Here is a 24,957-nt window from a genome sequence, read left to right as displayed (position 1 = left end):
TTTTTTTCATCAGTGAGTCCCCCATGACCCCTCGTCGCACCATCGCCATCGTCGGTTACGGCACCGCTGGCCAGGCCCTGTCGATCCTGCTTTCACGTGACCATCACCAGGTGCACGTGTTCGAGCGCGCGGCGCGGCCCGGTCCGGTCGGGGCCGGCTTCCTGCTCCAGCCGACCGGGCTGGAGGTGCTCTGGCAGATGGGGCTGCTGCCTGCGGTGATGCAGCACGGTGCCCCCGTGCGCCGCCTGCACGGCCAAACCCCCTGCGGGCGCACGGTGATGGACATGCGCTATGCCGACTTGAATCCAGCGCTGCACGGCGTGGGCATGCAGCGCGGCGCGCTGTTCTCGCTGCTGGCTGATGCGTGGGAGCAGCCGGACAATCTGCAGCCCGCTACGTCCATCGTCGAGGTGGACACCGCGCAGGGGCGCGTGCGTGACGCACAGGGGCGCTGGCATGGCCCCTATGATCTGGTGATCGCCGCCGATGGCGCGGCCTCGTCGCTGCGCGCGCAGGTGCAGGGCACATCGCTTGACCGCCAATACCCGTGGGGCGCGCTATGGTGCCTGCTGCCGCGCGGCGATTGGCCGCACATCGATGAGCTGCGCCAACGCTATGTGGCGGCGCGCAAGATGATCGGGCTGCTGCCGGTGGGCACGCGACCCGGCAACGATGTGCCGCAGTTGAGCTTCTTCTGGAGCCTGCCACGCGACCGGTTCGCCCAGTGGGAGCGGGACGGCATGGCGCGCTGGCTGGATGAGATCGCTACGTTGTGGCCGCAGGCGCACGCGCGGTTGGCGGGCGTGTGTGAACCCACACAGTTGGCTCGCGCCGGGTATCGCGACGCGGTGCTCTCGCGCTGGCACCGCGAGCGGCTGGTGCTGGTGGGGGACGCCGCCCACGCGATGAGTCCCCAGCTCGGGCAGGGCGTGAACATGGCGCTGATGGACGCACTGGCATTGCGCGACGCACTGCGCGCGCACGCTGATTGCGACAATGCGCTGCAGGCCTACCAGGCACAGCGCCGCGCGCATGTAGCGATCTACCAGTACTGGAGCCGCTGGCTGACGCCGTTGTTCCAGTCCGAACGGGATGGCCTGGCGCGCGCCCGCGATGTGCTGTTCCAGCCGATGGGCCGCATCCCAGGCGGGCGTGGACACATGCTCCGCGTCCTCAGCGGAACGCAGCGCGGCTGGCTCGGCAGACTGCCGTTGTCGCCCGCGTTCATGCAGGCGATGCACGGGCTGCAGGACATGCGCGAGCGCGACGGCATCTGCTGATAACCCCGCGTAGCAGTGCATCGCAGCGGATGTGAAGGCGTGAATAACATCCATTGACGGTGGACTCACCGCCCACGTGGGACAACACTCAGGCAAACGCAGCGTGCATGTGGTTCATCCATGCGCGACCTGCTGCTTCCACGGACGCGCTGTCCGATGCCTGATCGCTTGGAGCCCCGCGACTGCGGGGTGGTAGGGTGGGGCTGCGTTTGCGACCTACGGTCCGGTGGACCGATCGCAACCCAAGGAGATTGAAATGCTGTTCTCGGCCGAAACTCTGGAAAGTGAAATCCGCAAACTGCGCGGACTGCTGCAGATGCTGCATGAGGATCAGCCGGACGTGATGGAAGACGTGTTCGAGTTCCATGTGACCAGCCTCATCACGCACGCTGCGCCGGAACACCACCCGCGCATCCGCAGCGCTGCCCATGAGATGTTGACCGCGATCCAGCGGCAACCGGTGCGGCCCAATCCGAATGCACCGGATATCCGGTTGATGCCCAGCTTGTTGGCCTCCGCTGCCTGATGCAGGCAAGGTAGCTGCGTCACCGACGTCGCGCGCTGTCCCGATCAGCGCGCCGGCAACGCGATGGCCTGGTCCTCGACGCAGGCCACCAGCCGTTCGCCTGAGGCCAGTACCGGTGCGATGCCGGCAGTGAAGCCCGAGAACGCCGGCAATATCGTCATTCCATCGCGCATCCAGAACGCTGGCCAACGCCGCTGCATGCCGGGCAAGCGGGCCAGCGGATGCAGGTGACCACACAGCACATGCAGCCCTGGCTGCGGCTGCGGTGCATGACGCAGCAGGAACGGTCCTTCCTGGATACGCTCGCCCAGCAGTTCGATGCCCAGGTCGGCCTTGGGCAGCACACGGTCATGATTGCCTTCCAGTGCGCCGATCCACAGCTGTGGATGCTGCTCGCGCCATCCCTGCCACTGGCGGTACCACGCAGCGCGGTGCGCAGCGCCATGCAGCACATCGCCGAGTATCCACAGATGGCGGATGGCGCGCTGCTGCACCACCGCGCCCAGACGCTGCAGGTCATCGGAGGTGCCCCCACTGGGCAGGCCGATGCCAGAACGCCGGAACAGATCGGCTTTGCCCAGGTGAAGATCGGCGATCAACAGTGCATCGCGCGCCGGCCAGTAGAGCGCACGCGCGCCAAGCAGATGGACGCTTTCGCCGGCGAGGGTGATCGGCAGTTCAGGCGCCATGGCGCTTCTCCAGTTGCTGTGCGGCGCGCAGGACGCGGGTCTTCCAGTCTTCGTTGCTGAGCTGGCCGCGCAACCGTTCCGCCCAGAGCGGGAAAGACAACGGTCCCAGGCTGGTCGGATGCTGCACGCTCAGCGTGCGGGCCTGACACCTCGACAGCGCACGCGCCAGGCTTGCCAGATCGAGTTGATCGTGCAGCACTTCGTGTTCGGCCAACGTCAGCAGGATGTGGTCCGGATCGTGCTGTCGCAGCACGTCGTACAGCAGCCCGCTGGAGGCCTGCAGCTGGCGCAGGCTGCGCGGTGTGCGGCCGGGCAGTGCAGGTACGAGCATGCCTGACACCCGCGCGATATCGCGGAACTGGCGCCGCGCCAGTTCACCCAGGTTGAGGCTCTCGCGCAGATCGGTGAGCAGTCCCTCCGGTGCCAGCAGGGTGCGCACGCGCGCTGCATCGAGTTCGACCGGGCGCGCCGGTGCGAGCACGAAGCCATAGTCGTTGGCCGCGTAGCCGAAGGTATTGCTGTGCTGCCGCGTCCAGCGCAATGCCATCAGCGCGGCCAGCCCTTCATTGACCTGGCGACCGGCGAAGGGATACACGAAGACGAACTGGCCATCGCGACGCCGCACGTGTTCCACCAGCAGCAGCTCCGGACCGGGCAGTGCGGACAGGCGCGTCTGCAGGGCCAGCAGCGGCGCCAGCCAGCGCATCTCCGGGCTGTCGGCAGGGCGGGCCAGCACCGTTTCCATTTCATGGCCCAGCGCGTCGGACAGTGGCAGCCGGCCGCCCTGCCAGCGCGGCACCACGCCATCGCCGCCCCGGGCCAGGCGCACATACGCGGTCAGGTTCTCCAGCCGCACCAGTTCCAGCAGGCGACCGGCGAACTGGAAGCGATCACCGGGGCGCAGCCGGCTGAGGAACTGCTCCTCCACCGCACCCAGCCGGCCGCCGCGCAGGAACTGCACCATGACACTGCCATCGCTGGTGATGGTGCCGATCGACAGCCGGTGCCGCAGCGCGACGCGACGGTCGTGCACGCGGTAGATGCCATCGTCATCGCGCACCACCTTGTGGAAGTCCGGGTACTGCGACAGCGCGCGGCCGCCCTGCACGATGAACTCGAGCACGGCCTCCCAGTGCGTGCTGTCCAGCCCGGCGAACGCGTGCGTGCGCCGCACCTGCTCCAGCAGCGCGTCCGGAGCGAAGCCGCCGCCCAACGCGCAGCTCACCGCGTGCTGCGCCAACACATCCAGCGACAATCGCAGCGGCCGGCGGGCTTCGATGTGCCCCTGGGCCAGCGCGCGACGCGCGGCGGCATACTCCACCAGCTCCAGCGCGTGCGAGGGCACGCACACGATGTGCCCGGATTCGCCGGGGCGATGCCTGGCGCGCCCGGCACGCTGCAGCAGCCGCGCGATGCCCTTGGGGCTGCCGATCTGCAGCACTTGGTCGACACTGGGGAAATCGACGCCGAGATCCAGGCTGGAGGTGGCGACGACGCAGCGCAGGCGGCCTTCGCGCAGGCCCTGCTCGGCGGCGCGGCGCAACGCCGGGTCCAGTGAGCCATGATGCAGTGCGAGGGTATCCGGGTCTTCCGGCCACACTGCCGCCAGTGCCTGGTGCCAGAGTTCGGCATGGGCGCGGGTGTTGGTGAACAACAGGCTGGTGCGCACCGTGAGCAGCTTCTCCAGCACGCGCTGCAGCTGCGACAAGCCCAGGTGGCCGGCCCAGGGAAAACGCTCGCCCTGCGCCGGCAGCAGTGTTTCCACGCTGACTGGACGCGGGCGTGCGCCGGCCACCAGCGGCGCGTCGGGCACGTCGGGCAACAGCACCTCGCGCGCCTCCTCCAGATTGCCCAGCGTGGCCGACAGCCCCCATACCTGCAGGGCGGGCAGGGCGTCGCGCAGGCGACGCAGATTCAACTGCAGCAGTACGCCGCGCTTGTTGCCCAGCAGTTCATGCCATTCATCCACGACCACGCAGCGCAGGTGCTGCAGGCGGGCCATCGTGTCGGGGTAGCTGAGCAGCAGGGCCAGTGACTCGGGCGTGGTCACCAGCACATCCAGCCGACCCTCGCGCGCCAGTCGCTTGTCGCGCGCGCTGGCATCGCCGGTGCGCAGGCCGACCTGCCAGTCCAGCCCGAGGGCGTCCAAAGGCTCGCGCAGCGCGCGCGCGGTATCGGCGGCCAGCGCCCGCAGCGGGGTGATCCACAGCACCTGCAGGACCGGCACCGGTGTCTTGGCACGGCCACGCGTGGTGCGTGGTGGCGGATCGTGCAGCGCCTGCAGCAGCGGCCCGCCGAACATCGCCAGCGTCTTGCCGCTACCGGTGGGTGTGTGCAGCAGGCCCGAGTCGCCCGCCAGGTAATGCTTCCACATCGCTTTCTGGAACGGCAGCGGCGCCCAGCCCCGGCTGGCGAACCACGCTGTCAGGCGGGCCATGGCCTCCCGTCGCGTCACCGCGCCAGTGCCTGCAGCTGGGCCAGCGTGTCTGCTTCGCTGGCGGGTTTGTCATGCCGCCAGCGCAGGATCCGCGGAAAGCGCACCGCGATGCCGGACTTGTGGCGCTTGCTGCGGTTCACCGCCTCGAAGCCGAGCTCGAACACCTGCTCGCCACGGACGCTGCGGACCGGCCCGAAGCGCTCGATCGTGTTCGCGCGGATCCAGCGGTCCAGCGCGAGGATTTCCTTGTCATCCAGGCCCGAGTACGCCTTGGCCACCGGCACCAGCGTCTGGCCATCCCACACGCCGAAGGTGTAATCGGTGTACAGCGTGCTGCGCCGGCCATGGCCGGACTGGGCGTAGATCATCACCGCATCGATGGTCAGCGGCGCGATCTTCCACTTCCACCAGTCGCCGCGCCGGCGCCCGGCCTGGTAAACCGACTCGGCGCGCTTGAGCATCAGCCCTTCCACGCCACGCTCGCGGGCCAGGTCACGCTGCAGTGCCGCCGCGTGCCAGTCCGCCACGCTGAGCGCCGGTGACAGCCGCAGGCGCGGGTCGTCCAGCGTGGCCAGTACCTCGGCCAGGCGCGCGCGCCGTTGCGAGAGGGGCAGGGCGCGCAGGTCTTCACCGCCCAGCTCGAGCAGATCGTAGGCAAGCACGCGCACCGGCGTATCGCGCAGTGTCTTCGGGCCGGGCTTGAGTCGCTGGATGCGGGTCTGCAGGGCGGTGAAGGGCAGCGGCAGATCGTCGCCGTCCGCCCAGGCCAGCAGCTCGCCATCGATCACGCAGCCATCGGGCAACGCCATCGCGGCCGCCTCGATCTCGGGGAAGCGACCGTCCAGCCGCTCCTCGCCACGCGACCATAGCGCGACCTCACCCTGGCGGCGCAGCACCTGCAGGCGGATGCCATCCCACTTCCATTCCAGCAGCCAGTCGTCGATCGGGCCCAGCGTGTCGACCTCCGCCTCCAACGGCGAGGCCAGGAAGAACGGGTAGGGCTGCTGGCGATCCTCGGGGCGATCTTCGGGGGACAACAAGGCGGCCAGCAGGCCCGGCGCGGGCACCCAGCTGCCGAGCATGCGCTGGGCAATGCGCGCGATGTCGATGCCCGACCATTCGGCCAGCGCCTGCTGCACCAGCCGCTGTGACACGCCCACCCGCAGCGCGCCGGTCAGCAGCTTGTTGAACACCAGCCGCTCATCGAAGGCGAGCTGTTGCCACGCCCCGGTGACGGCGGCATGACGCACCGGCTCGGGCTGATTGGCCACCGGCAGCAGCTTCTGCTCGATCCAGTCGGCCAGCCCGATATCCGCGCCGGCCTGCGCCGGATCATTCATGAGCAGGGTCAGCGTCTCGGCCAGATCGCCAACCTGGTCATAGCTGTCGTCGACCAGCCAGGCGGGCGTATCGGACAACTCGGCCACCCACGCGCGCAGCTCGGCGTTGCCGGCGATCTTCTGTCGCGCGCTGGTGACCTTGCCGCCGGCCAGCAGGAACAGGGCCCATGCGGCGTCGTGCGCGGGGGCCTGCTGGAAGTAGCGCACCAGCGCGGCGCGTTTGTCGCCGGTCGCGGTGCTGCGGTCCAGCTCGCTGTAGAGCGCGGCAAAGCGTTTCATTCTTCGTCCCCGTAGCCGGTGGCGAAGGCCTCGGCGGCGACGCCACGCTCGCGCAGGAAGCGGATCAGCGCGTCGGTGTTGCCGTGGGTGGCGATGACGCGGCGCGCACCGGTCTCGGCGATGGTGCGCAGCAGGTCAGGCCAGTCGGCGTGATCGGAGACGACGAAACCGCGATCGTAGTTTCGCCGGCGGCGGTTGCCGCGCACGCGCATCCATCCGGAGGCAAAGCCCAGCTGCGCGCGCTTGAAACGGCGCATCCACGCGCTGCCCGCCGCCGAGGGCGGCGCCAGGATCAGCTTGCCGGCGAACGCCGCCCCGCGTTCCTGCTCGCTGACCGGTTCGGTGGCCAGCATCGGGATTCCCGCCTCGCGATAGACCGCCACGCCCGTGGCGATCGCCCCATGCAGCAACGCCGGTTGCGTTTCCAGCGGCAGCAGTTCGGCGAGGATCCGCTGCGCCTTGCCGAGTGCGTAGCACAGCAGCACGGCTGCCTCGCCACGCGCTTCGCACTCCCGCCGCCAGGCCACGATGTCCGCGGCGACCTGTGCGGTGTCCGGCCAGCGATACACCGGCAGGCCGAAGGTTGCTTCGGTGATGAAGGTATCGCACGGCACCACCTCGAACGGCGCGCAGCTCGGATCGTGCTGGCGCTTGTAGTCGCCCGAGGCCACCCACACCCGGCCCGCATGCGCGATCCGCACCTGCGCCGAGCCGAGCACATGCCCGGCCGAGTGCAGGGAGACCTCGGTGTCGCCAAGGGTGAAGCGTTCACCATAGGCGTGCGCGGTGCAGTCCACATCGCCCAGCCGCCAACGCAGGATCGGCAGGGTCTGCGTGGTGCAGTGGTAGTGACCCATGCCGTTGCGCGCATGGTCGCCGTGGCCATGCGTGATCACCGCGCGCGGCACCGGCCGCCACGGGTCGATATGGAAATCACCGGCCGGGCAGTACAGCCCCTCCGGGCGCAGCACCACCAGGTCGTCGTTGTCGGCATCGGCGTTCATGCCTGCACTGTGCCGCCGCGCTCGTGCAGGAGGTGAGAATCCGCATGAACGGCGGCCTGCACGGGGATGCGGCAGAATCGGTGCATCTGTCTGCAAGGAGGTCGCCGAGATGACGTCTGCCTGGCCCGCGTTCGAGACGCACGAGGTGAGCAACCAGCCGCCGCCCTTCGGAGGCCGGAATCTCTGGGCCGACGACAATGCACTGGCCGATGCCGTCCAGCGCGAGGGAGGTGGCGTTTTCGTGAGCCCGCTGGCGCGCTACGGCGGCCTCGCCGGCGATGCGCTGTACCGGCTCGGCTTCGATGCCAACCGCGACCGCCCGCGTCTGCGCACGCACGACGCGCAGGGCCACCGCATCGATACCGTCGAGTTCCATCCGGCGTACCACGAGTTGATGAGCACGGCCAAGACGCATGGCGTGGCGGGGCTGTCCTGGCATGACGGCCGCCCCGGCGCGCATGTCGCGCGCGCTGCCTTGAGCTACCTGCATCACCAGGCCGAGGCGGGCACCAGCTGTCCGTTGACGATGACCCATGCGGCGGTCGCGGTGCTGCGCCAGGCGCCGGCGCTCGCCGAATGGGCGGACAAGGCGGCGGCCCCGCACTACGACCCGCGTGACGTCCCGATTGCCGACAAGGCCGGGATCACCCTGGGCATGGGCATGACCGAGAAGCAGGGCGGCTCTGATGTGCGCAGCAACACCACGCGCGCCGAGCCGCAGGGCGATGGCAGCCATGCGCTGATCGGGCACAAGTGGTTCTTCTCCGCGCCGATGTCCGATGGCTTCCTGGTGCTCGCGCAGGCGCCGGGTGGGCTGAGCTGTTTCCTCATGCCGCGGCGCCTGGCCGACGGCAACCGCAACGCGTTCCGTCTGATGCGCCTGAAGGACAAGCTTGGCGACTGGTCCAACGCCTCCAGCGAGGTGGAACTGTGTGGGGCCTGGGCGCAGCGCGTGGGCGAGGAAGGGCGTGGAGTGGCCACCATCATCGGCATGGTGATGATGACGCGGCTGGACTGCATGCTTGGTGCCGCGGCGGAGATGCGCATGGCACTGGCGCAGGCACTGCACCACACCCGGCACCGCAGCAGTTTCGGCACGCGGTTGAGCGAGCATCCGCTGATGGCCAATGTGCTGGCCGACCTGGCGATCGAATCCGAAGCGGCCACCGTGTTCGCCATGCGCGTGGCGCGTGCGGTCGACCAGGCCGAACACGATCCGCAGCAGGCGGCATTGGCGCGCATCGCCACGGCGGTGGGCAAGTACTGGGTGTGCAAGCGGGCTGCCGGGTTCGTCAACGAAGCGCAGGAATGCCTGGGCGGCGCGGGCTATGTGGAGGAGTCGATGCTGCCGCGGCTGTACCGGCAGGCGCCGTTGAATTCGATCTGGGAAGGCAGCGGCAACATCCAGTGCCTGGACGTGCTGCGTGCGCTGTCGCGCGAGCCGCAGGTACTGCAGGCGCTGCAGGCTGAGCTGGACGCGGTGGCCGGGACCGATGCCCTCTATGACGCCGCGTTACGGGCACTGCGGGCGCAGTTGGCGGTGCCACCAGAGCAGGCGCAGGCACGCCGGGTCACCGAGCGCCTGGCGCTGTTGTTGCAGGCCGCGGTGCTGCTGCGCGCGCAGAGCCCGAACGCGTCCGCCTTCATCCGCTCACGGCTGGGGGCCGAGCATGGGATGGCCTTCGGCACGCTGCCGGCCGACGTGGACTTCGCGGCCGTGCTGGTCCGCGCTCTGCCGTAAGCGGCCGCCAATGAAAACGCCCCCTCCGGAGAGGGGGCGTTGGTCACCACGCTGTGGCGGTGCGTAACGCCGATTCAGCGCTTGGCTTCGTTGGCGTTCTTCTTGGCATCATCGGCCACGTCGCGCGCCTTGTCGGCGACCTTCTGCGCGGCATCGGCGGTGGAATCGCTCGCGTGGGCCGCGGCATCCTTGGCCGCGACCTTGGCTTCGCCGGCGGCTTCGGAGGTGGCGGCGGCAGCACGGTCGAGTGCCTGCTGGGTATCGGCGGCAGCGCGCTCGGAGGCGGCGGCGGCATCGTCGGCGGCACTGCGGGTCGCCGCAGCGGCCTTGTCGACGGCTTCGCGGGCGGCAGCGTTGGTGCTGTCGGCGGCCTGGGCGGCATCACGGCGCGCCTGTTCGGCTTCCGGGCCCTTGCAGGCGGCCAGGCCGAGCAGCAGGGAAGCGGCCAGCAGGGAGGTGGTCAGCGGACGGATCTTCATGTGGCGCTCCAGAACGGCGATGGATGGGAGGCCAGCCTATTCATGCGCCTGTGAAGAACCGGTGGGTGGCGGCACGGCCACCAAAACGCGCCCAAAGAAAAAGCCGCTGGCGAACCAGCGGCTTCTTCAGACTTGCTTGAAGAAAGAAGTGATTACTTCTTGGCTTCTTCAGCAGCGTCCTTGGCCTGCTCAGCGGTGTTTTCCGCAGTCTTGGCAGCGTCCTTGGCCTGCTCAGCAGCAGCGTCGGTGGCAGCGCCAGCAGCCTGGGCAGCGGCATCAGCCGAAGCGTCAGCAGCGGTGGTGGCGGTGTCAGCAGCAGCCTGGGCAGCGTCAGCAGCCGGGGCGCCAGCAGCAGCGGCCTGGTCAGCAGCGGCCTGGGCGTCAGCGGCGGCTTCGTTGGCCGAAGCGGCGGCGTCAGCAGCCTGCTCCTGCTTCGAGCAGGCGGTCAGAGCCAGGCCCAGGGCCATTGCGATCAGCAGCTTGTTGATGCTCATTGTTGTGAATCCTCGTCGTTAGATTAGGCAACGCGCTATTGCGCGCCCGGCAACATGATGACAAGCCACGATTGGCTGTCAAGCGATCGCGCATTCAGTTTTGAGAAATGCGCGTTAAACCAAATCAAATCAATTCGATAGCGATGGCGGTCGCTTCGCCGCCGCCGATGCACAGGGTAGCAATTCCGCGCTTGGCCCCACGCGTGCGCAACGCGTTCACCAGCGTGACCACCAAGCGTGCGCCCGAGGCACCGATGGGATGGCCCAATGCGCAGGCCCCGCCATTGACATTGACCTTGTCGTGCGGGATGCCCAGCTCGCGGATCGGCGCCATCGCAACCACGGCGAAGGCTTCGTTGATCTCGAACAGGTCCACCTGGTCCAGCGTCCAGCCGGTCTTGTCCATCAGCTTCTGGATCGCACCGATCGGCGCGGTGGTGAACCACTCCGGCGCCTGCGAGTGGGTGGCATGGCCGACGATGCGCGCCAGCGGCTGCAGGCCGCGGGCGGCGGCATCGTCCTCGGAGAGCAGCACCACGGCAGCGGCGCCGTCGGAGATGCTCGAGGAGCTGGCGGCGGTCACCGTGCCGTCTTTCTTGAAGGCCGGGCGCAGGGTCGGAATCTTGGCGATGTCCGAGCGGCCGGGCTGCTCGTCCTGCGCGTACTCGACCTCGCCCTTGCGGGTGCTGACCTTGACCGCGACGATTTCGCCATCGAAGGCACCATTGGCCTGCGCGGCCTGCGCGCGGCGGACCGACTCGATCGCGAAGGCATCCTGGTCCTCGCGGCTGACCTGGTACTTCTCCACGGTGCATTCGGCGAACTCGCCCATGGCCTTGCCGTCGTACGCGTTGACCAGGCCGTCGTGAGCCATGTGATCCACGGCCTGGAAGTTGCCGAAGCGGTTGCCGGTGCGCGAGTTGGGGATCATGTGCGGGGCGTTGGACATCGATTCCATGCCGCCGGCGACCACGATGCTGGCCGAGCCGGCCTTGATCAGGTCATGCCCCAGCATGATGGCCTTCATGCCCGAACCGCACACCTTGTTCAGGGTGGTGGCGCCGGTGGACACCGGAATCCCGGCGGCGATCGCGGCCTGGCGGGCCGGCGCCTGGCCGAGGTTGGCCGGCAGCACGCAGCCCATGATCACTTCGGAAACATCCGCGGCCGGTACTCCGGACTGCTCCAGGGCCGCAGCGATCACGGTGGAGCCCAGGGTCGGGGAGGGCACGCCGTTGAACTGGCCCAGGAAGGAGCCGATGGCGGTGCGCTTGGCGGCGGCGATGACGATGTTGGACATGTGCAATCTCTTTGGTGCGTGAGCTAAGAGCGGAATGGGAACGCGGGCGTTGGAAGCCGACGCATTTCCCGGCAGACTGCGTGGGGGTCGGCCCAGTATAGAGGGTCGGCATTGACTGCCGGTGTCTGCCCGGGGGGCAGGCAGGTGGGGAAGGTCCATTCACTAGGGGAACAGGGATGAAGCAGGTTGTGATCGGCAGGTCGGCCTTGGCCGCGGCATTGGCATTGGCACTGAGTGCCTGCGGAGGTGGTGGCAGCAATGTCCGGGGGGATCTGGAGCCGTCGCCGCCCCCGACCACGCCCCCGTCGCCGCCGCCGACGACGCCCCCCACAACGCCGCCGGTAACGCCACCGGTAACGCCTCCGCCTCCGGCCATCGATGCACACCTGACGGTGATCAATGCGCGCGATGCGCAGTTCACCGGCAAAGGCATCCGCATCGGCGTTGTCGATTCCGGCGTAAGCCGCACCCATCCGGCGGTGTCCGGGCGGGTGGTGTCCAGCCGCGCCTACATCGATCCGCTGGTCAACAATCTCAACATCGATGACGTGGTCGGCCATGGCACGACGGTGGCCTCGCTGGCGGCGGGACGCGCGTTCGGCGCCTGGCCGGGCGGCGTCGCGCCGGAGGCGCTGATCGTCTCGGCACGGATCATCGCCGACAAGCGGCCTGCCGACGATGGCTCGGGCAATGGCAACGAAGTGACCGGCGCGCTCGGTCTGGCCGGCGCCCACCAGGATCTGATCACCGACGGTGTGCGGATCATGAACAATTCGTGGGGCGGGCTGTATTGGACCAACACGGCCGCCACCGCACCGATCGCCGCGGAGTATCGCCCGTTCATCGTTGGCCACAACGGCCTGGTGGTGTTCGCGACAGGCAACGAGAGCCGCGCCAATCCGTCCAGCATGGCCGCACTGCCCAGCCAGCCGGGCCCGGGCAATACCCGGCCGGCGGCGGATCTGGAGCGCGGGTGGCTTGCGGTGACCGCCGTGGACACCAACAAGCCCGATACCCTCGCGTCCTACGCCAATGCCTGTGGTGTGGCAGCCAATTACTGCCTGGCCGCGCCAGGCACGGCCGTCTTCCTCGATCCCAAGAACCCTGGCGGTCCGTTGCTGTACGGGTCTGGCACCTCTTACGCGGCGCCGCTGGTCTCCGGGGCCGCCGCGCTGGTCTGGGAAGCCTTCCCGACGTTGACCACGGACCAGGTCCGGCAGGTATTGCTGGGCACCGCGACCGACCTGGGCGCGGCCGGTACCGATGCGGTCTTCGGGCATGGCCTGCTCAACGTGGGTCGCGCCGTGCGCGGGCCGGGTCGGCTGGACTGGGGCGACTTCCATGCGGCGCTCGGCACCGCCTACACCGTCTGGTGGGGAGGCCTGTCGGGCGCGGGCGGGGTGGTCGTTGACGGCGGTGGCAACGTGGTCGACGGGATCGATGATCCGGGCATGACGCTCGGCGGGGAGAACCGCAATGCCGGGCAACTGCGCATCACCGGCGGGGCGACCGTAGCCATCAACGACCTGTATCAATCCGACATCGTGGTGGACGCCGACTCCTATCTTTACGCCTGGGATGTGATCACCAACGGGACGATCACCAACAACGGCGTCATGCAGATCAACTCCAACGCGAACCCGCGGATCGCCACGCAGTACAACGGCGATCTGTACAACAACGGCATCCTGTTCAACCGCGACCACGCCAACAGCACCCTCAACGGCAACTTCATCCAGAGCGCGACGGGTGAGTTCTGGATGTTGCTGGGCACCGATCCGCTCCACATCGGCGGCCGGGCGACGCTGGATGGCGGACTGTTCGTCTATGGGTTGGCGGAGGGCTACGTCGCACGGCGGGAGCATGAGGTGCTGGTGGCCGACGGGGGCGTCAACGGGCAGTTTTCCTCGCTGGGCTTCAATGCGGCCACGTTGCCACTGCTGCAGGCGACCGTGCACTACGACCCCAACCGCGTGTATCTGGACGTGGAGCCTACGTCGGTCACCACTGCTGCAGCGGCCCGCACGTCCGATGTCGGCACACTGGCCTCGGCCGCACGTGTGGAAGCGGCGTTCCAGGCGCTCGATGCGCGCCTGCAGCCGTCGGCACCCTCGACCGCGATCGTGCTGGATCCCGACCTGACCGCAGCGGCGGGGGCCATCCAACAAACGCCCACCGACCAGGCGTTGAGCCAGACGCTGGACAGCCTGTCCGGCAAGGCGCACGGGCTGGCCGCTGCGATGACGTTCGATGCGATCGACATGAACCGTCGCGGTCTGTCGGCGCGTCTGGATGCAGCGATGGCCACGCCCCGTCTGCGCGGCGCATGGCACAGCGCGCTGGGCGAGGCGGGGCAGGGCAGCTTCGCCGGCACGGGGGCGCAGACCCAAGGCTGGATGATGGGTCAGGATCTGGCCCTGGGCAGCAGCGGCATGATGGGCGTCGCCTTCGGCGAGACGCGCAGCAACAGCAGTCGTGACTGGGGCGGTGACCGTGGCCGCGATCGTCAGTCGCAGGCGCAGGTATATGCCGGCTGGAATGTCGGCAACGGCTATGCCATCGGCCAGGTCGGGGTCGGTCAGTTCACCCGCAACATCGACCGGCAACTGCTGCTGGGCGCTGGGCAGTACGGCGTCAACGCGCGTTACGGCGGCCACTTCAGCACCGCCAGCATGGAGTCCGGCTACCGCTTCGGCTCGGCGGGGGCGGGGCTGACGCCCTACCTGGGCGCGGAATATGCCCGCGTGGACAGCGACAGCTTCAGCGAGGACGGCGGCTTTGGCTTCGGCCTGCGCGCCGAAGGCAACGTTGCCAGCCGCAGCCAGGCGCTGGCCGGCCTGCGGGCGGAGACGCGCTGGGGCAGCTGGTCGCTGCGCGGTTACGCGGAGTGGCAGCAACTGCTGTCCAGCACCGGGCTGGATCCGCAGGCGAGCTTCGTCGGCGTGGAGGCCTGGGCACCGTTGGCAGGCCTGCAGCCGGCCCGCTCGGGCGGCTTGTTCGGGCTCTCGGTGGAGTCGTGGCTGAGCCGCAGCAGTCGCCTGGCGTTCGGCTATGACCAGCGCTTCGGCCCGCGCGGCGATCTGCGCCAGGTGCAGCTGCGCTACTCGGCCGGGTTCTGACGGCCGGTCTCACTGCGAGGTGTATGAAAAAAGAGGGCGCGATCGATGATCGCGCCCTCTTCGTTTGTCACGCCGGCTCAGTTGCCGCGCAGCGTGCCCCGCCGCGGCGTGCTGCGCCCCAGCGGCATTTTCAGCTTGCCGATGGAGAGGATGCGCGACTCGGCGATCTGGTCGGCGGCGCGTTGCGGGGCGATGCCCTCGCTCTGCGACAGCGCGAAGATGCGGCCGAGGTTGTGGTAGATGCTGCGGATCAGGCGCATCGCGCGCTCACGGTTGTAGCCGTCGATCTCCAGCGAAACGTTCATCACGCCACCGGCGTTGACCGCGTAATCCGGTGCATAGAGGATGCCGCGGGCATGCAGTTCGTCACCCACTTCCAGGCTGGAGAGCTGGTTGTTGGCCGTGCCGCAGACGATCCTGCACTTCAGGCGCGGCAACGTGTCCGGATTGATCGCGCCTTCCAGCGCGCACGGCGCGAAGATGTCGGCGTTGACGTCGTAGATGTCCTCCGGCTTGACCGCTTCGGCACCGTACTCGGTGACGGCGCGATCCACGCGCGCGCTGTCCAGGTCGCTGACGTACAACTTGGCACCACGGTCGCGCAGCAGCTTCACCAGTTCCATGCCGATGTGCCCCAGGCCCTGCACCGCGATGCTGGCCTTGCCCACTTCCTCATGGCCCAGCTTGTGCTGCATCGCCGCCATCAGCGCCTGCAGCGCGCCATAAGCGGTAAACGGGGCCGGGTCGCCGGAGCCGCCATGTACCTGGTGCACGCCGGTGACGTACTCGCTTTCCAGGTAGATGTTCTCCATGTCGTTGACATCGGTGCCCACGTCCTCGGCGGTGATGTAGCGGCCGCCCAGCGAATCGACATAGCGGCCGAACGCGCGGAACAGCACTTCGCTCTTGTCCCGCTTCGGATCGCCGATGATCACCGCCTTGCCGCCGCCCACGTTGAGCCCGGCCAGGGCGTTCTTGTAGGTCATGGTGCGGCTCAGGCGCAGCGCATCGGCCAGGGCCTCGTCGGTGCTGGCGTAGGGACGCATGCGCACACCGCCCAGGGCCGGGCCCAGGGTGGTGTTGTGGATGGCGATGATCGCCCTCAGACCGGCATCGCGGCTGTGGCAGAACACCACTTGTTCGTGACCGGTGGTTTCGAGGGTTTCAAATAACATGGTGGCTCCGATGGTGCGAACGGTGGCGAACAGCGGCGAACGCGCCAGCAAAAGGTGGGTTGTAAAACAAAAAAAGCGACGTCGTCGGGTCTCGGACGGGTCGCGCGGCGCCATTCTAGTCCATTCCGATGGAGGGTGCTGTCAGGGGATCTCCCGTCGCGCTGTCATTAAAGTTGCTGAAGCGCAGGCCGATGCCGTGGCAACGGTGTGGATGGCCGGTCATCGCAGGAAGGATCACGTGGGCGCAGTCGCAACAGGGCAGGTGCGGGACCCGGTGCATCCGGGGCGATGGGCATGAGCGTCGCGATCTGGGTGGGGGTTGCGGTGCTGGTGCTGCTGGGTGGGGTCGCGCTGCTCCGCCAGCGGCGTGTCGCGCCGGTACCCGCGACGGGGCGCGCAGCCGCCACGCAGGCGTGCGGAGCGTTGCCCGCGGGCAGCGTTCCGCCAGGCACCGACCCCGTGGCGGTGCTGCAGGCCGGGCTGCACACGCTGGCGCTGGTGCCCCGCAGTGGCGATGCTGCCGATGCAGCGGCCCCGCACGCGCTTGAGCTGCGCGATGCGGTCACCGCCTCGCTGCTGGCGCGGGACTGGTCGGCCCGCCACCTGCCTCGCCGCCCACAACTGCTGCCGCAGCTGATCCAGACCGTCAACGACAGCGACGCCTCGGCGCGCGCGATGGCCGGGATCATCAGCCAGGACCCGGTGCTGACCGGCAACCTGCTGCGCATCGCCAACAGCCCGGTCTACCGGGTACAGACACGCCCGGTGGAAACGCTGCAGCGGGCCGTCACGCTGGTAGGGACCGATGGCATCCGCCAGATCATCAGCGCGGTGCTGGTGCAGCCGGTGATGCAGCTGCAGTGCGATGCCTTTCCGCAGTTCAGCGCGGTGATCTGGGAGCACGCGCTGCTGGCATCGCGCGCCGCCGCCGATCACGCGCGCACGGTGACCCATGAAGATGGCTTCGCCGCGCAGTGGCTTGGTCTGACCCAGGGCCTGGGGGCGGCGCTGGTGATGCGGCACCTGCTCGATGCCTGCGCCGAGCAGGGCGTGGCGGTGCCGCCGCGCGCGCTGGCGGCCGAACTGCTGGACAGCTGGACCCTGCCGGTGGCCAGCCGGATCGCCGCCGCATGGGAGCTGCCCAAGGCCGTGCACGATGCCTTGATCCGCCAGAGCGGCAGTGGGCTGGCGGCCAGCCTGCGCCTGGCGCGCGCGGCGGCCGCGGCCAGCCTGCTGTGCCGCCACGGCCAGATCGGCCAGGCCCAGGCGCTGGCCCTGCTGGAACAGCTGGACGACACGCCGCCGCACGCGCTGCAGTGGATCTGGCGGCGGGTCCACGGCCGGGCGGTGGAGACCGTGGACAGTGACGAGGCCGAGTACGACGTGGCCCGGGCGGGCTGAGCTAGAGCTGCGATTCCAGTGGCAGCGAGCTGATCGCACGCGCGCTGGCACGCAGCCAGAAACCGGCGTCCGGTTCGCGGTACAGCCAGTGCGGCGGCTGTGCATCGCGTTCCAGCCAGCGCACGTCGCCCTCCGGGCCCAGCGCCACCCAGTAACTCTGGCTCGGGCTGGCCAGGCGCAGATACTCCTGGCGCAGTTGCGCGGCAAGCACCGGATCGTTGAACAACACGCCCATCTCGGTGTTGAGGTACGCCGAGCGCGGATCCAGGTTGAACGAGCCGACGAAGCCACGCTGGTCATCGATCATGAACGCCTTGGTATGCAGGCTGGCCCCGCTGCTGCCGAACAGGCCACCGCCATCCACGTTGCCGCGTGATTTGAGCTCGTACAGCTGCACGCCACTGCGCAGCAGCGGCGCACGGTAGTGCATGTAGCCGCTGTGCACGGCGGCCACGTCGTTGGCCGCCAGTGAGTTGGTGATCACCCCGACCTGGGCACCGCGCGCGACCATTGCGCCCAGCCCTTCGGTGCCGTCCTCGCCCGGGACGAAATAGGGCGAGATCAACAGCGCCTTGTGCCGCGTGCTTTCCAGTTCCTCCACCAGCCGCGTCACCAGCCAGCCGGCCTGGTCGTCGCGGCGGTGCTTCATCGGCGGGTCCGAGGCGATCTCCACCTCGCCGCTCCAGTGCAGGTCCAGTGCATCGCGGTAGTACGAGCGCTGCGCCTGCGAGCGCGCGACCCTCTCCAGGTAGGGCTTGGCACTGTCCAGCCGCGCTTCGTGCTCGCTTTCGCGGATCAGCAGGCGCAGCTGCGGCTCGGTGTAGAACGCCAGCGCGCGGATCGGCACGGCGGTATCACTGTTCCAGTAATCGTCGAAAATCGTGTTGGCCTGCTTCACCGCTTCGCCGGCCACCAGCAGGTCCAGGTCGCGGAAGTTCACGTCCTGCCGCGCGCTGAAGTATTCCTCGCCGATGTTGCGGCCACCGACGATCGCCACGCGCCCGTCGGCGATCCACGACTTGTTGTGCATGCGGTGGTTGACGCTGAAAACGCGCTGGACCATCTCGACCAGCCGCCACAGCCCGCTGCGGTTGCGGAACGGGTTGTACAGGCGGATCTCGATGTTGGGGTGCGCATCGAGCGCCATCATCAGCGCGTCCTTGTCCTGGGCATTCATGTCATCGAGCAGGATGCGCACCCGCACGCCGCGCTCGGCGGCGCGGTACAGCTCGTTGGCCATCAGGTGGCCGATCAGGTCGTCCTGCCAGATGTAGTACTGCAGGTCCAGGCTGCGCCCGGCGTGCTGGGTGATCACCGCGCGCGCGGCGTAGGCATCGAGCCCATCGGAGAGGAAGGCCACGCCGGTCTGGCCGGGATGCTCGGCCTGCAGGCGGACCAGCTCGCGATCGATCGCGGTCTGGTCGGCCTGCGTGGGCAGCACCGTGGAGCGCTCGCCGAGCGCCTGCGGGGTGAGGTGATCGGCCAGCAGCAGGCCACTGAGCACCAGCAGCACCAGCAAGGCCACGATGATCCCCAGCCAGCGCAGCAGCCGGCGCCAGAACGGTCGTTTCTCGGTCATGCCCCGATCGTAAGCGGCAGGGGCGTGCAGGGCGAGTGCCGGGACGGTCTAGAAACGCTCGTCCGGCGCCAGGTAACGCCACTGGCCCGGGACCAGCTTGCCCATCGCCACGCGGCCGATGCGCAGGCGGCGGATGCTGACGACCTCCAGCCCGACCTGGCGGCACATGTCGCGCAGCTGGCCCGGATGCACCGGCTTGATCGCAAAGCGCAGGCGCGTTTCGTTCTGCCAGCTCACCTTGCACGGCGGCAGCGGCCAGTTGCGGAAGCTCAGTCCATGCGCGAGCCGCTTCATGCCGTAAGGCGCCAGCTCGCCACTCACTTCCACCAGGTACTCCTGCTCCAGCGTCGCGCCGCGGTCCTTCAGGTGCGAGATCACGCGCCCGTCCTGGCTGACCACGACCAGGCCGCTTTCGTCATCGGACAGCGGCATCACCAGCTGCAGGGCGTGGAAATGCCGCTGCAGCAGGGTCACCCCGGTGGCGTCGAGCTCACTGCGGCTTTCCGGTGTCACCAGCGCACACAGTTCGTCCGAACGCATGCCGGCCGGCTTGTGCAGCAGCATGCTCACGGTCTCGGTGCGGGTTGCCTCTGCGTTCTCGCGCAGCACGATCACTTCGTCGGTGACCAGGGTCTGCGGCTGTTCCACCACCTGGCCGTTGACGGTCACCCAGCCGCCCTCGATATAGCGCTGGGCGTCGCCACGGGAGCAGCCGATCAGGCTGGTCAGGCGTTTGTCGAGTCGGATCGGGTCGGTCATGGGGCAGGCAACATAAAACGGGAAGCGGGCGGGGAGTGTACTGGCTGGGGCCCGGTGCTGCGCGATGATGGCCGCTGCGGCTCAGGCCGGCGTGCGTTCCAGGTGGGTCAGGTACAGGCGCAGATCGAACTCCAGCTGGTGGTAATCCGCTTCCATGTGGGTACACAGCTGGTAGAACGCCTTGTTGTGGTCCGATTCCTTCAGGTGGGCCAGTTCGTGCACCACGATCATCTTCAGGAACGGCGCCGGCGCCTCGCGGAACACCGTGGCGATGCGGATCTCCCGGCTGGCCTTGAGCTTGCTGCCCTGTACCCGTGAGACGGTGGTGTGGGTGCCCAGGGCATGCTTGAGCACCTGCAGCCTGCTGTCGTAGATCACCTTGGACAACGGCGCGGACTGGCGCAGATAGCGCTCTTTCAGGCCCTGGGTGTAGTCGTAGAGCTGGCGGTCGTTGCGCACGGTGTGCAGCTGCGCATAGCGGCGCTCCAGCCACGGCCCCAGCCGGTCGCCCGCGATCAGCTCGCGCACCTGCTGCTGCAGGGCGTCGGGATAGCCGGCGAGGTACTTCAGGGCGGTCATGCGGGCGGTTGGGGCGGGGCGGGCAGACCAGTATGATGGCCCCCGGAATCCCGCAACAACAGATGCTAGGCGTATGGCGAAGGCAAATCCCCTGCAGGAGCAGCTGCTCAAGGCTGGGCTGGTCAAGAAATCCCAGGTCTCCCAGGCCGCCCGTGAACAGGTGAAAGCCCGCCACGGCAAGGCCCCGGTCGCGCCCAGCGAAAGCCAGCGCGAGGCCGAGCGCCTGCGTGCGGAGAAAGCCGAGCGTGATCGCGCGCTGGAAGCCGAGCGCAAGGCCAAGGCGCACGCGCAGGAGCTGCAGGCCCAGGTCCGCCAGATCATCGAGGCGCACAAGGTCAAGCGCGAGGGCGAGAGTGAATACCGCTTCAACGACGGCACCGTGATCCGCACCCTGCTGGTCAACAACGTGCTGCGCCGGCAACTGGCCTCGGGCAGCCTGGTGATCGCCCGCCACGGCGAGGGCTTCGAACTGCTGCCCCGCGCGGCGGCCGAGAAGGTCCGTGAGCGCGATGCGAGCGTGATCGTGCTCGACAACAGCCAGCCCGCCGGCAGCGAGCCGAGCACCGGCAACGCCGAGGATGATGCGTACTACGCCCAGTTCCAGGTGCCCGACGACCTGGTCTGGTAAGCGCTGCCTGAAGCGTTCACCCGGCGCTGTTCGCGTTCAGCCCCACGTCGGCTGGCCGCGTCGGGCCGGGTCTATGCTGGTGCCCTGACACCGGCATGGGAGACACATCATGGCGACAGGTTGGGCAGGTGACGGCGCCGTCCAGGATCAGATCGACGCCACCGTCGATGACGCCATCCAGCGGGCCCGCGCACAGCTGCGCGACGGCCCCGGGCTGACCCACTGCGAACACTGCGAGGCGCCCATTCCCGAGGCGCGGCGCAAGGCCGTGCCCGGTGTGCGCCTGTGCGTGCGCTGCCAGGAAGAAGAAGACGCCGCCCAGCACGAAGGCAGCGGTTACAACCGCCGCGGCAGCAAGGACAGCCAGCTTCGGTAGGTGCCGACCGTTGGTCGGCACTCAATAACGCATACCGACCAACGGTCGGTATCTACGACCGGCGTGGCACGCGCCCTCAACCGTCCCCCTGGATTCCGCCCGGTGCCTGCGACGGATCCCGCCAGCGACGCACGGTGCGCTGGAAGAACATGTTGTTGGGCATCTGCAGCACCGTGCCTTCGTGGCCGCTGCCGGTTTCCTGCAGCGTGGTGTAGATCAGGTTGATGTCGATCACCCGGCCCTTGAGCCCGGGCTTCTCGCCGTTTTCCAGCAGCTCGATGTAATCGTGCAGGCGGAACGGGCGCGTGGTGAAGATCAGCAGCGTGCAAAAAATGTTGGACAACACGCTCCAGGCGGCAAAGAACGCCACCGCGCCCACCGCAGCGAAGCCGGTGAATGCCGTCCAAAGTACCGTCGCCGAAACGCCCACGATGTTGAGCACGATCAGCAGTACGGTGAAATACACCACGAAGGTGAACACCCGGCGCGCGCCCATGATCATTTCCGGCGGCAGTGTGTAGTGGTCGCCGACCCGGCGGATCAGGCGCCGGGCGACCAGCCGCAGCAGCCAGGCCACCAGCAGCGTCACCAGGATCTGCAGGGCAGGGACCCCGTAGTGCAGCCATTCGTGTGTCCAGGCGGGCAGATGGTCTTTCATGGGGGCGGAATTCCTTTGCAGCGATAGTGCCGATCCCACCATGGTAATGCCGATGCGCGTCACCGCATCGTGGTATCGGCTTACTGCAGCGGCCTGCCGTACACATCCAATGCAGCAATCATCGCCGAGGCGCACAGCGGCGCGTTCTGCGCGTATTGCACACACACATCGGGTGCTGCGGGCGCCAACGACAGCTGTATCTGCAGCGGGCTCCACGGCAGCGTGCAGCTGGTGGCCAGTGAGAGCAGCACGGCCAGGCAACTGGAAGACATGGGGATACTCCTTGGCGAGCGCCGGTAGTGACATGGGATTGGATGCCGCTGCCACCGGAAAGGTTTAAAGGCCGCGCAGAAAAAGAAATCCAGCGGCGGCTTAAACCTTTTCCGTGCCCCCCGCATCCAACGGATATGCTCGACACGACCATGTCCCCTTCCAGCGCCCAGACCGAGGCCGACGCCGCCGATGACTACGCCCTGGTGCGTGCCGCGGCGGCCGGTGACGTCACCGCGTACGAGCGCATCTACCGGCGGCATTCGCCGCGCGTGTACGCCGTACTGTGGCGGCTGTGCGGCGGCCACGCGGCCCGCGCCGAGGATGCCCTGCAGGAGGCCTTCCTGCAGGCGTGGCGCGCCCTGCCGGGGTTCCGCTTCGAAAGCAGCCTGGGCACCTGGCTGCACCGCCTGGGCGTGAACGCGGCGCTGATGGAACTGCGCGCCAACGCCACCGGCGATGCGCGCGATGCCGGCGAGGAGGGCTGGGAGTCGCTGGCGACGCTGCCGGCCCAGGACCGCTGCGCCGGTACCTCCATGGACCTGGAGCGCGCGCTGGAAACACTGCCGCCCCGTGCCCGGGCAGTGCTGGTCCTGCACGACATAGAAGGCTGGAAACACCAGGAAATCGCCGACCAGCTGCAGATGGCGGTCGGCAGTTCCAAAGCACAGTTGCACCGTGCGCGTGGCCTGCTGCGCGCGCGCCTAGGAGAAACCGCATGAGCCCCCATGATTCCGATGACAACGCACTGAGCGCACGCCTGCGCGCCCTGCCGGCCGAGCGTCTCCCGCCGGCACGGGTGTGGCAGGGCATTGCCGCACAGTTGCCGGCGCAGACCCCGGCCCCGACCCCGGCGGCTGCCGTGGCAACGCTGTCGACACGCCGCCGGCGGGAGCGCTGGCCGCTGCGCATCGGGCTCGGCCTGGCCGCCGCGCTGGCGCTGCTGATGGTGGTGCCGACGCCAGTCCCGCATACGCCGGCACCCTCGTTGCTGCAGCGCCAGGCCGACGCCATGGCCGGTGAATACCAGCAGGCCATCGCCGCCTTGCCCAGTGACGGTGTCACCGAGGAGTGGCGCCCGGCCCTGCACGAACTCGATGCCAGTGCGGTCAACATCCGCGCCGCCATCGCTGAAAACCCCCGCTCGGGCTATCTGCTCGGGCAACTGCAGCGCACCTACGCGCTGCGCCTGCAACTCACCCAGCAGGCGGTGTTCTCCGCCGGCCTGCCCACCTGAAGGAGATCCCCATGCGTAGTCCTCTGTCCATGATCGCGGCCCTGGCGCTGTGCCTGCCGCTGGTCGCCCAGGCCGCCACCAGCGTCAATGAGCGCCATCCACTGGGCGCCGGCGGGCGCGTGGAAATCAGCAACATCGCCGGCAAGGTCACCGTGCGTGGCTGGGATCGCAACGACGTGGCACTGACCGGTTCGATGGCCGACGGGCTCACCCTCAAGCAGGACAGGAGCAGCAACCGCGTGCGCTGGGAAGTGGAGTATCCGCGCGGCCGCAGCAACGGTGGGGCCACGCTGGAGCTGCGCGTTCCGCGCGCGGTGGAAGTGCAGCTGGGCACCGTCAGCGCCGACATCGAGGTGGCCGACATCGACGTGCGTCGCCTGCAGGCCAACAGTGTCAGCGGCAGCATCACCGCGGCCGGGCGCAGCGGAGAAACCACCTTGAACACGGTCAGTGGCGGCATCCGCTCGCAGGTGCAGACCCCGCGGCTGGACGCGCGCACGGTCAGTGGCCAGTTGCTGGCGGGCGGCGGTGCCTCGGGCGAGGTGGCGGCCGAATCGGTCTCAGGCCGGGTCAACGTCACTGCCGGGCGGATCCAGCGGCTGGCGGTGGAAACCGTCTCGGGCAGCCTGGACGTGAGCGCGACCGGCATGGCGCCGGGCGGCAAGGTGACGATGCAGACGGTCAGCGGATCGGTCGCGCTGAAGCTGCCGGTCAATGTCTCGGCGCAGCTGAACGTCAAGACGTTCAGTGGGGGTATCCAGTCCGATGCCGGGCAGGTGGAGAAGCCGCGCTATGGCCCGGGCAGCAGCCTGGATGCGCGTCTGGGCTCGGGCGATGGGGATATTTCGATCAACTCCCATTCCGGGAGCGTGCGGGTCAGCCTGGGCCGCTGAGTGCGGCCACCGCACCGGCCGATGCCGGTGCGGTCGGCAGCAACGTCAGCCGGCTTTTTTCAGCGCCAGGGTATTGCCCAGCACTTCGATCTTGCCGCCACCTTTACGGAAGGCAGCCAGATCCGCAGCGATGCTCTGGCTGCTGACGGCGGAGTTGGACCCTTGCTTGCGGTCGACGCGAACGGTGTTGCTTGCCTTGGGGGAGGTCTTTGGCGTACGAGCCATGGATGCTCCTGCTATGGATGAAGCGTGGAAGAAAACGTCGACAGATCCTGCTGTTGTCGACGGTAGTCCTGCCGCACGAGGCGGCAATCATCGCCGCCCATGTCGAACTGGCGGCAGATCGCGGGTCGCTGCGAGTAGATCGTGCAGCGCAGGTGATAAGGGTCGATCGCGGCGCACCAGCCTTCTTCGTTGCGTGCCATCACCGTGCCGCCACGCGCATCGGTGTCCAGCAGGTAGCCGGGCACGTTGTCGTCAGGCATGACGGTGACGGTGAGCCGACAACACACCGCATCGCAACGACGGCAGTCGATGGGGTCGGGCTCGGACGATGTAAGGAGTGCAGCCAGGCGTTCGCCCAATCTGAAGATCTCTTGGCGGCTCGGGGTGCAGCAGGCTGTGAACGAGCCGGATCACAGCGATGAGCGATCCCGGCACCGCGGACGAATCCGGACGGTGGCAGCATCGAAGAGGACGGTGGCCTGGGAGGCC

General features: G+C 68.4%; 25 protein-coding genes. 10 read left to right on the top strand and 15 right to left on the bottom strand.

Translation table 11 applies throughout. The annotated features are described in order from the left end of the window. The first annotated feature begins 23 nt into the window (after positions 1 to 23). Both OC373_RS04340 and OC373_RS04335 read left to right on the top strand, forming a co-directional pair. Positions 24 to 1,280 carry an NAD(P)/FAD-dependent oxidoreductase gene (locus OC373_RS04340; protein ID WP_070425659.1) on the top strand — a complete coding sequence of 419 codons (1,257 nt, stop codon included), beginning with the start codon at positions 24 to 26 and terminating at the stop codon, positions 1,278 to 1,280. A gap of 256 nt (positions 1,281 to 1,536) precedes the next feature. Next, on the top strand, positions 1,537 to 1,806 hold the full coding sequence (locus OC373_RS04335; RefSeq protein ID WP_019183437.1) for a hypothetical protein: 270 nt from the start codon (positions 1,537 to 1,539) through the stop codon (positions 1,804 to 1,806). A 44-nt stretch (positions 1,807 to 1,850) separates the two neighbouring features. Here OC373_RS04335 and pdeM read toward each other — a convergent pair whose 3' ends face one another. The 4 genes from pdeM to OC373_RS04315 are packed head-to-tail and all read right to left on the bottom strand — an operon-like array spanning position 1,851 to position 7,555. After that, complete coding sequence (gene pdeM / locus OC373_RS04330) at positions 1,851 to 2,495, bottom strand: ligase-associated DNA damage response endonuclease PdeM (protein WP_070425658.1); 645 nt, start codon at positions 2,493 to 2,495, stop codon at positions 1,851 to 1,853. Continuing rightward, the gene (locus OC373_RS04325; RefSeq protein WP_070425657.1) at positions 2,485 to 4,932 is read right to left on the bottom strand and encodes a ligase-associated DNA damage response DEXH box helicase; all 2,448 of its coding nucleotides are present in this window, start codon (positions 4,930 to 4,932) and stop codon (positions 2,485 to 2,487) included. The genes pdeM and OC373_RS04325 overlap by 11 nt, the downstream gene beginning before the upstream one ends. 14 nt (positions 4,933 to 4,946) lie before the next feature. Continuing rightward, positions 4,947 to 6,551 (bottom strand): ATP-dependent DNA ligase, encoded by a 1,605-nt coding sequence (locus tag OC373_RS04320; RefSeq protein ID WP_261997132.1) that lies wholly within the window; start codon positions 6,549 to 6,551, stop codon positions 4,947 to 4,949. Continuing rightward, on the bottom strand, positions 6,548 to 7,555 hold the full coding sequence (locus tag OC373_RS04315; protein WP_046273294.1) for a ligase-associated DNA damage response exonuclease: 1,008 nt from the start codon (positions 7,553 to 7,555) through the stop codon (positions 6,548 to 6,550). The genes OC373_RS04320 and OC373_RS04315 overlap by 4 nt, the downstream gene beginning before the upstream one ends. 109 nt (positions 7,556 to 7,664) lie before the next feature. Between OC373_RS04315 and OC373_RS04310 the strand changes: the two genes are divergently transcribed. Continuing rightward, a complete protein-coding gene (locus tag OC373_RS04310; protein ID WP_261997131.1) occupies positions 7,665 to 9,296 on the top strand; it encodes an isovaleryl-CoA dehydrogenase in 1,632 nt (543 codons plus the stop codon). 74 nt (positions 9,297 to 9,370) lie between these two features. Here OC373_RS04310 and OC373_RS04305 read toward each other — a convergent pair whose 3' ends face one another. From OC373_RS04305 to OC373_RS04295, 3 genes are all read right to left on the bottom strand, one after another. Continuing rightward, the gene (locus tag OC373_RS04305; protein ID WP_070425654.1) at positions 9,371 to 9,775 is read right to left on the bottom strand and encodes a hypothetical protein; all 405 of its coding nucleotides are present in this window, start codon (positions 9,773 to 9,775) and stop codon (positions 9,371 to 9,373) included. 152 nt (positions 9,776 to 9,927) lie between these two features. Beyond that, positions 9,928 to 10,269 (bottom strand): hypothetical protein, encoded by a 342-nt coding sequence (locus OC373_RS04300; protein ID WP_019183430.1) that lies wholly within the window; start codon positions 10,267 to 10,269, stop codon positions 9,928 to 9,930. Positions 10,270 to 10,393: 124 nt separating this feature from the next. Beyond that, positions 10,394 to 11,569, bottom strand: a complete 1,176-nt coding sequence (locus OC373_RS04295; RefSeq protein WP_019183429.1) for a thiolase family protein — start codon at positions 11,567 to 11,569, stop codon at positions 10,394 to 10,396. Between the two features lie 176 nt (positions 11,570 to 11,745). Between OC373_RS04295 and OC373_RS04290 the strand changes: the two genes are divergently transcribed. Next, positions 11,746 to 14,688 (top strand): autotransporter serine protease, encoded by a 2,943-nt coding sequence (locus tag OC373_RS04290; protein ID WP_261997130.1) that lies wholly within the window; start codon positions 11,746 to 11,748, stop codon positions 14,686 to 14,688. A 77-nt stretch (positions 14,689 to 14,765) separates the two neighbouring features. On the opposite strand, the gene OC373_RS04285 is transcribed toward OC373_RS04290, so the two are convergent. Beyond that, positions 14,766 to 15,863: a Glu/Leu/Phe/Val dehydrogenase dimerization domain-containing protein gene (locus tag OC373_RS04285; RefSeq protein WP_026069816.1), complete on the bottom strand. Its 1,098-nt coding sequence runs from the start codon at positions 15,861 to 15,863 to the stop codon at positions 14,766 to 14,768. A 288-nt stretch (positions 15,864 to 16,151) separates the two neighbouring features. Between OC373_RS04285 and OC373_RS04280 the strand changes: the two genes are divergently transcribed. Then, the gene (locus OC373_RS04280; RefSeq protein ID WP_261997129.1) at positions 16,152 to 17,264 is read left to right on the top strand and encodes an HDOD domain-containing protein; all 1,113 of its coding nucleotides are present in this window, start codon (positions 16,152 to 16,154) and stop codon (positions 17,262 to 17,264) included. A gap of 1 nt (position 17,265) precedes the next feature. Here the strand turns inward: OC373_RS04280 and OC373_RS04275 are convergent, their stop codons facing one another. The 3 genes from OC373_RS04275 to OC373_RS04265 form a co-directional block, all read right to left on the bottom strand. After that, the gene (locus OC373_RS04275) at positions 17,266 to 18,843 is read right to left on the bottom strand and encodes a phospholipase D family protein (RefSeq protein ID WP_261997128.1); all 1,578 of its coding nucleotides are present in this window, start codon (positions 18,841 to 18,843) and stop codon (positions 17,266 to 17,268) included. Between the two features lie 48 nt (positions 18,844 to 18,891). After that, complete coding sequence (locus OC373_RS04270; protein WP_019183424.1) at positions 18,892 to 19,602, bottom strand: rRNA pseudouridine synthase; 711 nt, start codon at positions 19,600 to 19,602, stop codon at positions 18,892 to 18,894. 81 nt (positions 19,603 to 19,683) lie between these two features. Beyond that, positions 19,684 to 20,181: a M48 family metallopeptidase gene (locus tag OC373_RS04265; protein ID WP_070425651.1), complete on the bottom strand. Its 498-nt coding sequence runs from the start codon at positions 20,179 to 20,181 to the stop codon at positions 19,684 to 19,686. Positions 20,182 to 20,254: 73 nt separating this feature from the next. Here OC373_RS04265 and OC373_RS04260 point away from each other — a divergent pair, with 73 nt between their 5' ends. Together OC373_RS04260 and OC373_RS04255 are read left to right on the top strand one after the other, a co-directional pair. Further along, complete coding sequence (locus tag OC373_RS04260; RefSeq protein WP_261997127.1) at positions 20,255 to 20,809, top strand: DUF2058 domain-containing protein; 555 nt, start codon at positions 20,255 to 20,257, stop codon at positions 20,807 to 20,809. Between the two features lie 109 nt (positions 20,810 to 20,918). Next, positions 20,919 to 21,185 (top strand): DksA/TraR family C4-type zinc finger protein, encoded by a 267-nt coding sequence (locus tag OC373_RS04255; protein ID WP_019183421.1) that lies wholly within the window; start codon positions 20,919 to 20,921, stop codon positions 21,183 to 21,185. Between the two features lie 76 nt (positions 21,186 to 21,261). Here the strand turns inward: OC373_RS04255 and OC373_RS04250 are convergent, their stop codons facing one another. After that, a complete protein-coding gene (locus tag OC373_RS04250) occupies positions 21,262 to 21,843 on the bottom strand; it encodes a mechanosensitive ion channel family protein (RefSeq protein WP_019183420.1) in 582 nt (193 codons plus the stop codon). An 80-nt stretch (positions 21,844 to 21,923) separates the two neighbouring features. Next, on the bottom strand, positions 21,924 to 22,115 hold the full coding sequence (locus tag OC373_RS04245; RefSeq protein WP_019183419.1) for a hypothetical protein: 192 nt from the start codon (positions 22,113 to 22,115) through the stop codon (positions 21,924 to 21,926). Positions 22,116 to 22,250: 135 nt separating this feature from the next. On the opposite strand from OC373_RS04245, the gene OC373_RS04240 reads away from it, so the two are divergent. From OC373_RS04240 to OC373_RS04230, 3 genes are read left to right on the top strand one after another with little or no spacing between them, the layout of a single operon-like run. Then, positions 22,251 to 22,835: a sigma-70 family RNA polymerase sigma factor gene (locus OC373_RS04240; RefSeq protein WP_261997126.1), complete on the top strand. Its 585-nt coding sequence runs from the start codon at positions 22,251 to 22,253 to the stop codon at positions 22,833 to 22,835. Next, on the top strand, positions 22,832 to 23,350 hold the full coding sequence (locus tag OC373_RS04235; RefSeq protein ID WP_070471026.1) for a hypothetical protein: 519 nt from the start codon (positions 22,832 to 22,834) through the stop codon (positions 23,348 to 23,350). Before OC373_RS04240 ends, OC373_RS04235 begins: the two co-directional genes overlap by 4 nt. Positions 23,351 to 23,361: 11 nt before the next feature. Continuing rightward, positions 23,362 to 24,243, top strand: coding sequence for a DUF4097 domain-containing protein (locus OC373_RS04230; RefSeq protein WP_261997125.1), 882 nt, complete (start codon positions 23,362 to 23,364; stop codon positions 24,241 to 24,243). A gap of 45 nt (positions 24,244 to 24,288) precedes the next feature. Here OC373_RS04230 and OC373_RS04225 read toward each other — a convergent pair whose 3' ends face one another. Both OC373_RS04225 and OC373_RS04220 read right to left on the bottom strand, forming a co-directional pair. Continuing rightward, positions 24,289 to 24,468, bottom strand: a complete 180-nt coding sequence (locus OC373_RS04225) for a hypothetical protein (protein ID WP_019183415.1) — start codon at positions 24,466 to 24,468, stop codon at positions 24,289 to 24,291. A gap of 11 nt (positions 24,469 to 24,479) precedes the next feature. Next, a complete protein-coding gene (locus OC373_RS04220) occupies positions 24,480 to 24,779 on the bottom strand; it encodes a YkgJ family cysteine cluster protein (RefSeq protein WP_080114834.1) in 300 nt (99 codons plus the stop codon). Positions 24,780 to 24,957: the final 178 nt, after the last annotated feature.

Source organism: Stenotrophomonas sp. Ste96 (assembly GCF_024519495.1).
In the GTDB taxonomy this organism is placed as follows: domain Bacteria; phylum Pseudomonadota; class Gammaproteobacteria; order Xanthomonadales; family Xanthomonadaceae; genus Stenotrophomonas; species Stenotrophomonas bentonitica_A.
Note: the sequence above shows the minus strand (reverse complement) of the source record. Positions and strands in the feature narration are given on the sequence as shown.

Bases quoted from the DNA above. Each gene is read 5' to 3' on its own strand.
- OC373_RS04335 (WP_019183437.1), top strand. From the start codon at position 1,537: ATGCTGTTCTCGGCCGAAACTCTGGAAAGTGAAATCCGCAAACTGCGC.
- OC373_RS04315 (WP_046273294.1), bottom strand. From the start codon at position 7,555: ATGAACGCCGATGCCGACAACGACGACCTGGTGGTGCTGCGCCCGGAG.
- OC373_RS04305 (WP_070425654.1), bottom strand. From the start codon at position 9,775: ATGAAGATCCGTCCGCTGACCACCTCCCTGCTGGCCGCTTCCCTGCTG.
- OC373_RS04230 (WP_261997125.1), top strand. From the start codon at position 23,362: ATGCGTAGTCCTCTGTCCATGATCGCGGCCCTGGCGCTGTGCCTGCCG.
- OC373_RS04310 (WP_261997131.1), top strand. From the start codon at position 7,665: ATGACGTCTGCCTGGCCCGCGTTCGAGACGCACGAGGTGAGCAACCAG.
- OC373_RS04300 (WP_019183430.1), bottom strand. From the start codon at position 10,269: ATGAGCATCAACAAGCTGCTGATCGCAATGGCCCTGGGCCTGGCTCTG.
- OC373_RS04250 (WP_019183420.1), bottom strand. From the start codon at position 21,843: ATGAAAGACCATCTGCCCGCCTGGACACACGAATGGCTGCACTACGGG.
- OC373_RS04340 (WP_070425659.1), top strand. From the start codon at position 24: ATGACCCCTCGTCGCACCATCGCCATCGTCGGTTACGGCACCGCTGGC.
- OC373_RS04240 (WP_261997126.1), top strand. From the start codon at position 22,251: ATGCTCGACACGACCATGTCCCCTTCCAGCGCCCAGACCGAGGCCGAC.
- OC373_RS04320 (WP_261997132.1), bottom strand. From the start codon at position 6,551: ATGAAACGCTTTGCCGCGCTCTACAGCGAGCTGGACCGCAGCACCGCG.
- OC373_RS04285 (WP_026069816.1), bottom strand. From the start codon at position 15,863: ATGTTATTTGAAACCCTCGAAACCACCGGTCACGAACAAGTGGTGTTC.
- OC373_RS04295 (WP_019183429.1), bottom strand. From the start codon at position 11,569: ATGTCCAACATCGTCATCGCCGCCGCCAAGCGCACCGCCATCGGCTCC.
- OC373_RS04245 (WP_019183419.1), bottom strand. From the start codon at position 22,115: ATGTCTTCCAGTTGCCTGGCCGTGCTGCTCTCACTGGCCACCAGCTGC.
- pdeM (WP_070425658.1), bottom strand. From the start codon at position 2,495: ATGGCGCCTGAACTGCCGATCACCCTCGCCGGCGAAAGCGTCCATCTG.
- OC373_RS04290 (WP_261997130.1), top strand. From the start codon at position 11,746: ATGAAGCAGGTTGTGATCGGCAGGTCGGCCTTGGCCGCGGCATTGGCA.
- OC373_RS04270 (WP_019183424.1), bottom strand. From the start codon at position 19,602: ATGACCGACCCGATCCGACTCGACAAACGCCTGACCAGCCTGATCGGC.
- OC373_RS04260 (WP_261997127.1), top strand. From the start codon at position 20,255: ATGGCGAAGGCAAATCCCCTGCAGGAGCAGCTGCTCAAGGCTGGGCTG.
- OC373_RS04225 (WP_019183415.1), bottom strand. From the start codon at position 24,468: ATGGCTCGTACGCCAAAGACCTCCCCCAAGGCAAGCAACACCGTTCGC.
- OC373_RS04275 (WP_261997128.1), bottom strand. From the start codon at position 18,843: ATGACCGAGAAACGACCGTTCTGGCGCCGGCTGCTGCGCTGGCTGGGG.
- OC373_RS04325 (WP_070425657.1), bottom strand. From the start codon at position 4,932: ATGGCCCGCCTGACAGCGTGGTTCGCCAGCCGGGGCTGGGCGCCGCTG.
- OC373_RS04265 (WP_070425651.1), bottom strand. From the start codon at position 20,181: ATGACCGCCCTGAAGTACCTCGCCGGCTATCCCGACGCCCTGCAGCAG.
- OC373_RS04255 (WP_019183421.1), top strand. From the start codon at position 20,919: ATGGCGACAGGTTGGGCAGGTGACGGCGCCGTCCAGGATCAGATCGAC.
- OC373_RS04235 (WP_070471026.1), top strand. From the start codon at position 22,832: ATGAGCCCCCATGATTCCGATGACAACGCACTGAGCGCACGCCTGCGC.
- OC373_RS04280 (WP_261997129.1), top strand. From the start codon at position 16,152: ATGGGCATGAGCGTCGCGATCTGGGTGGGGGTTGCGGTGCTGGTGCTG.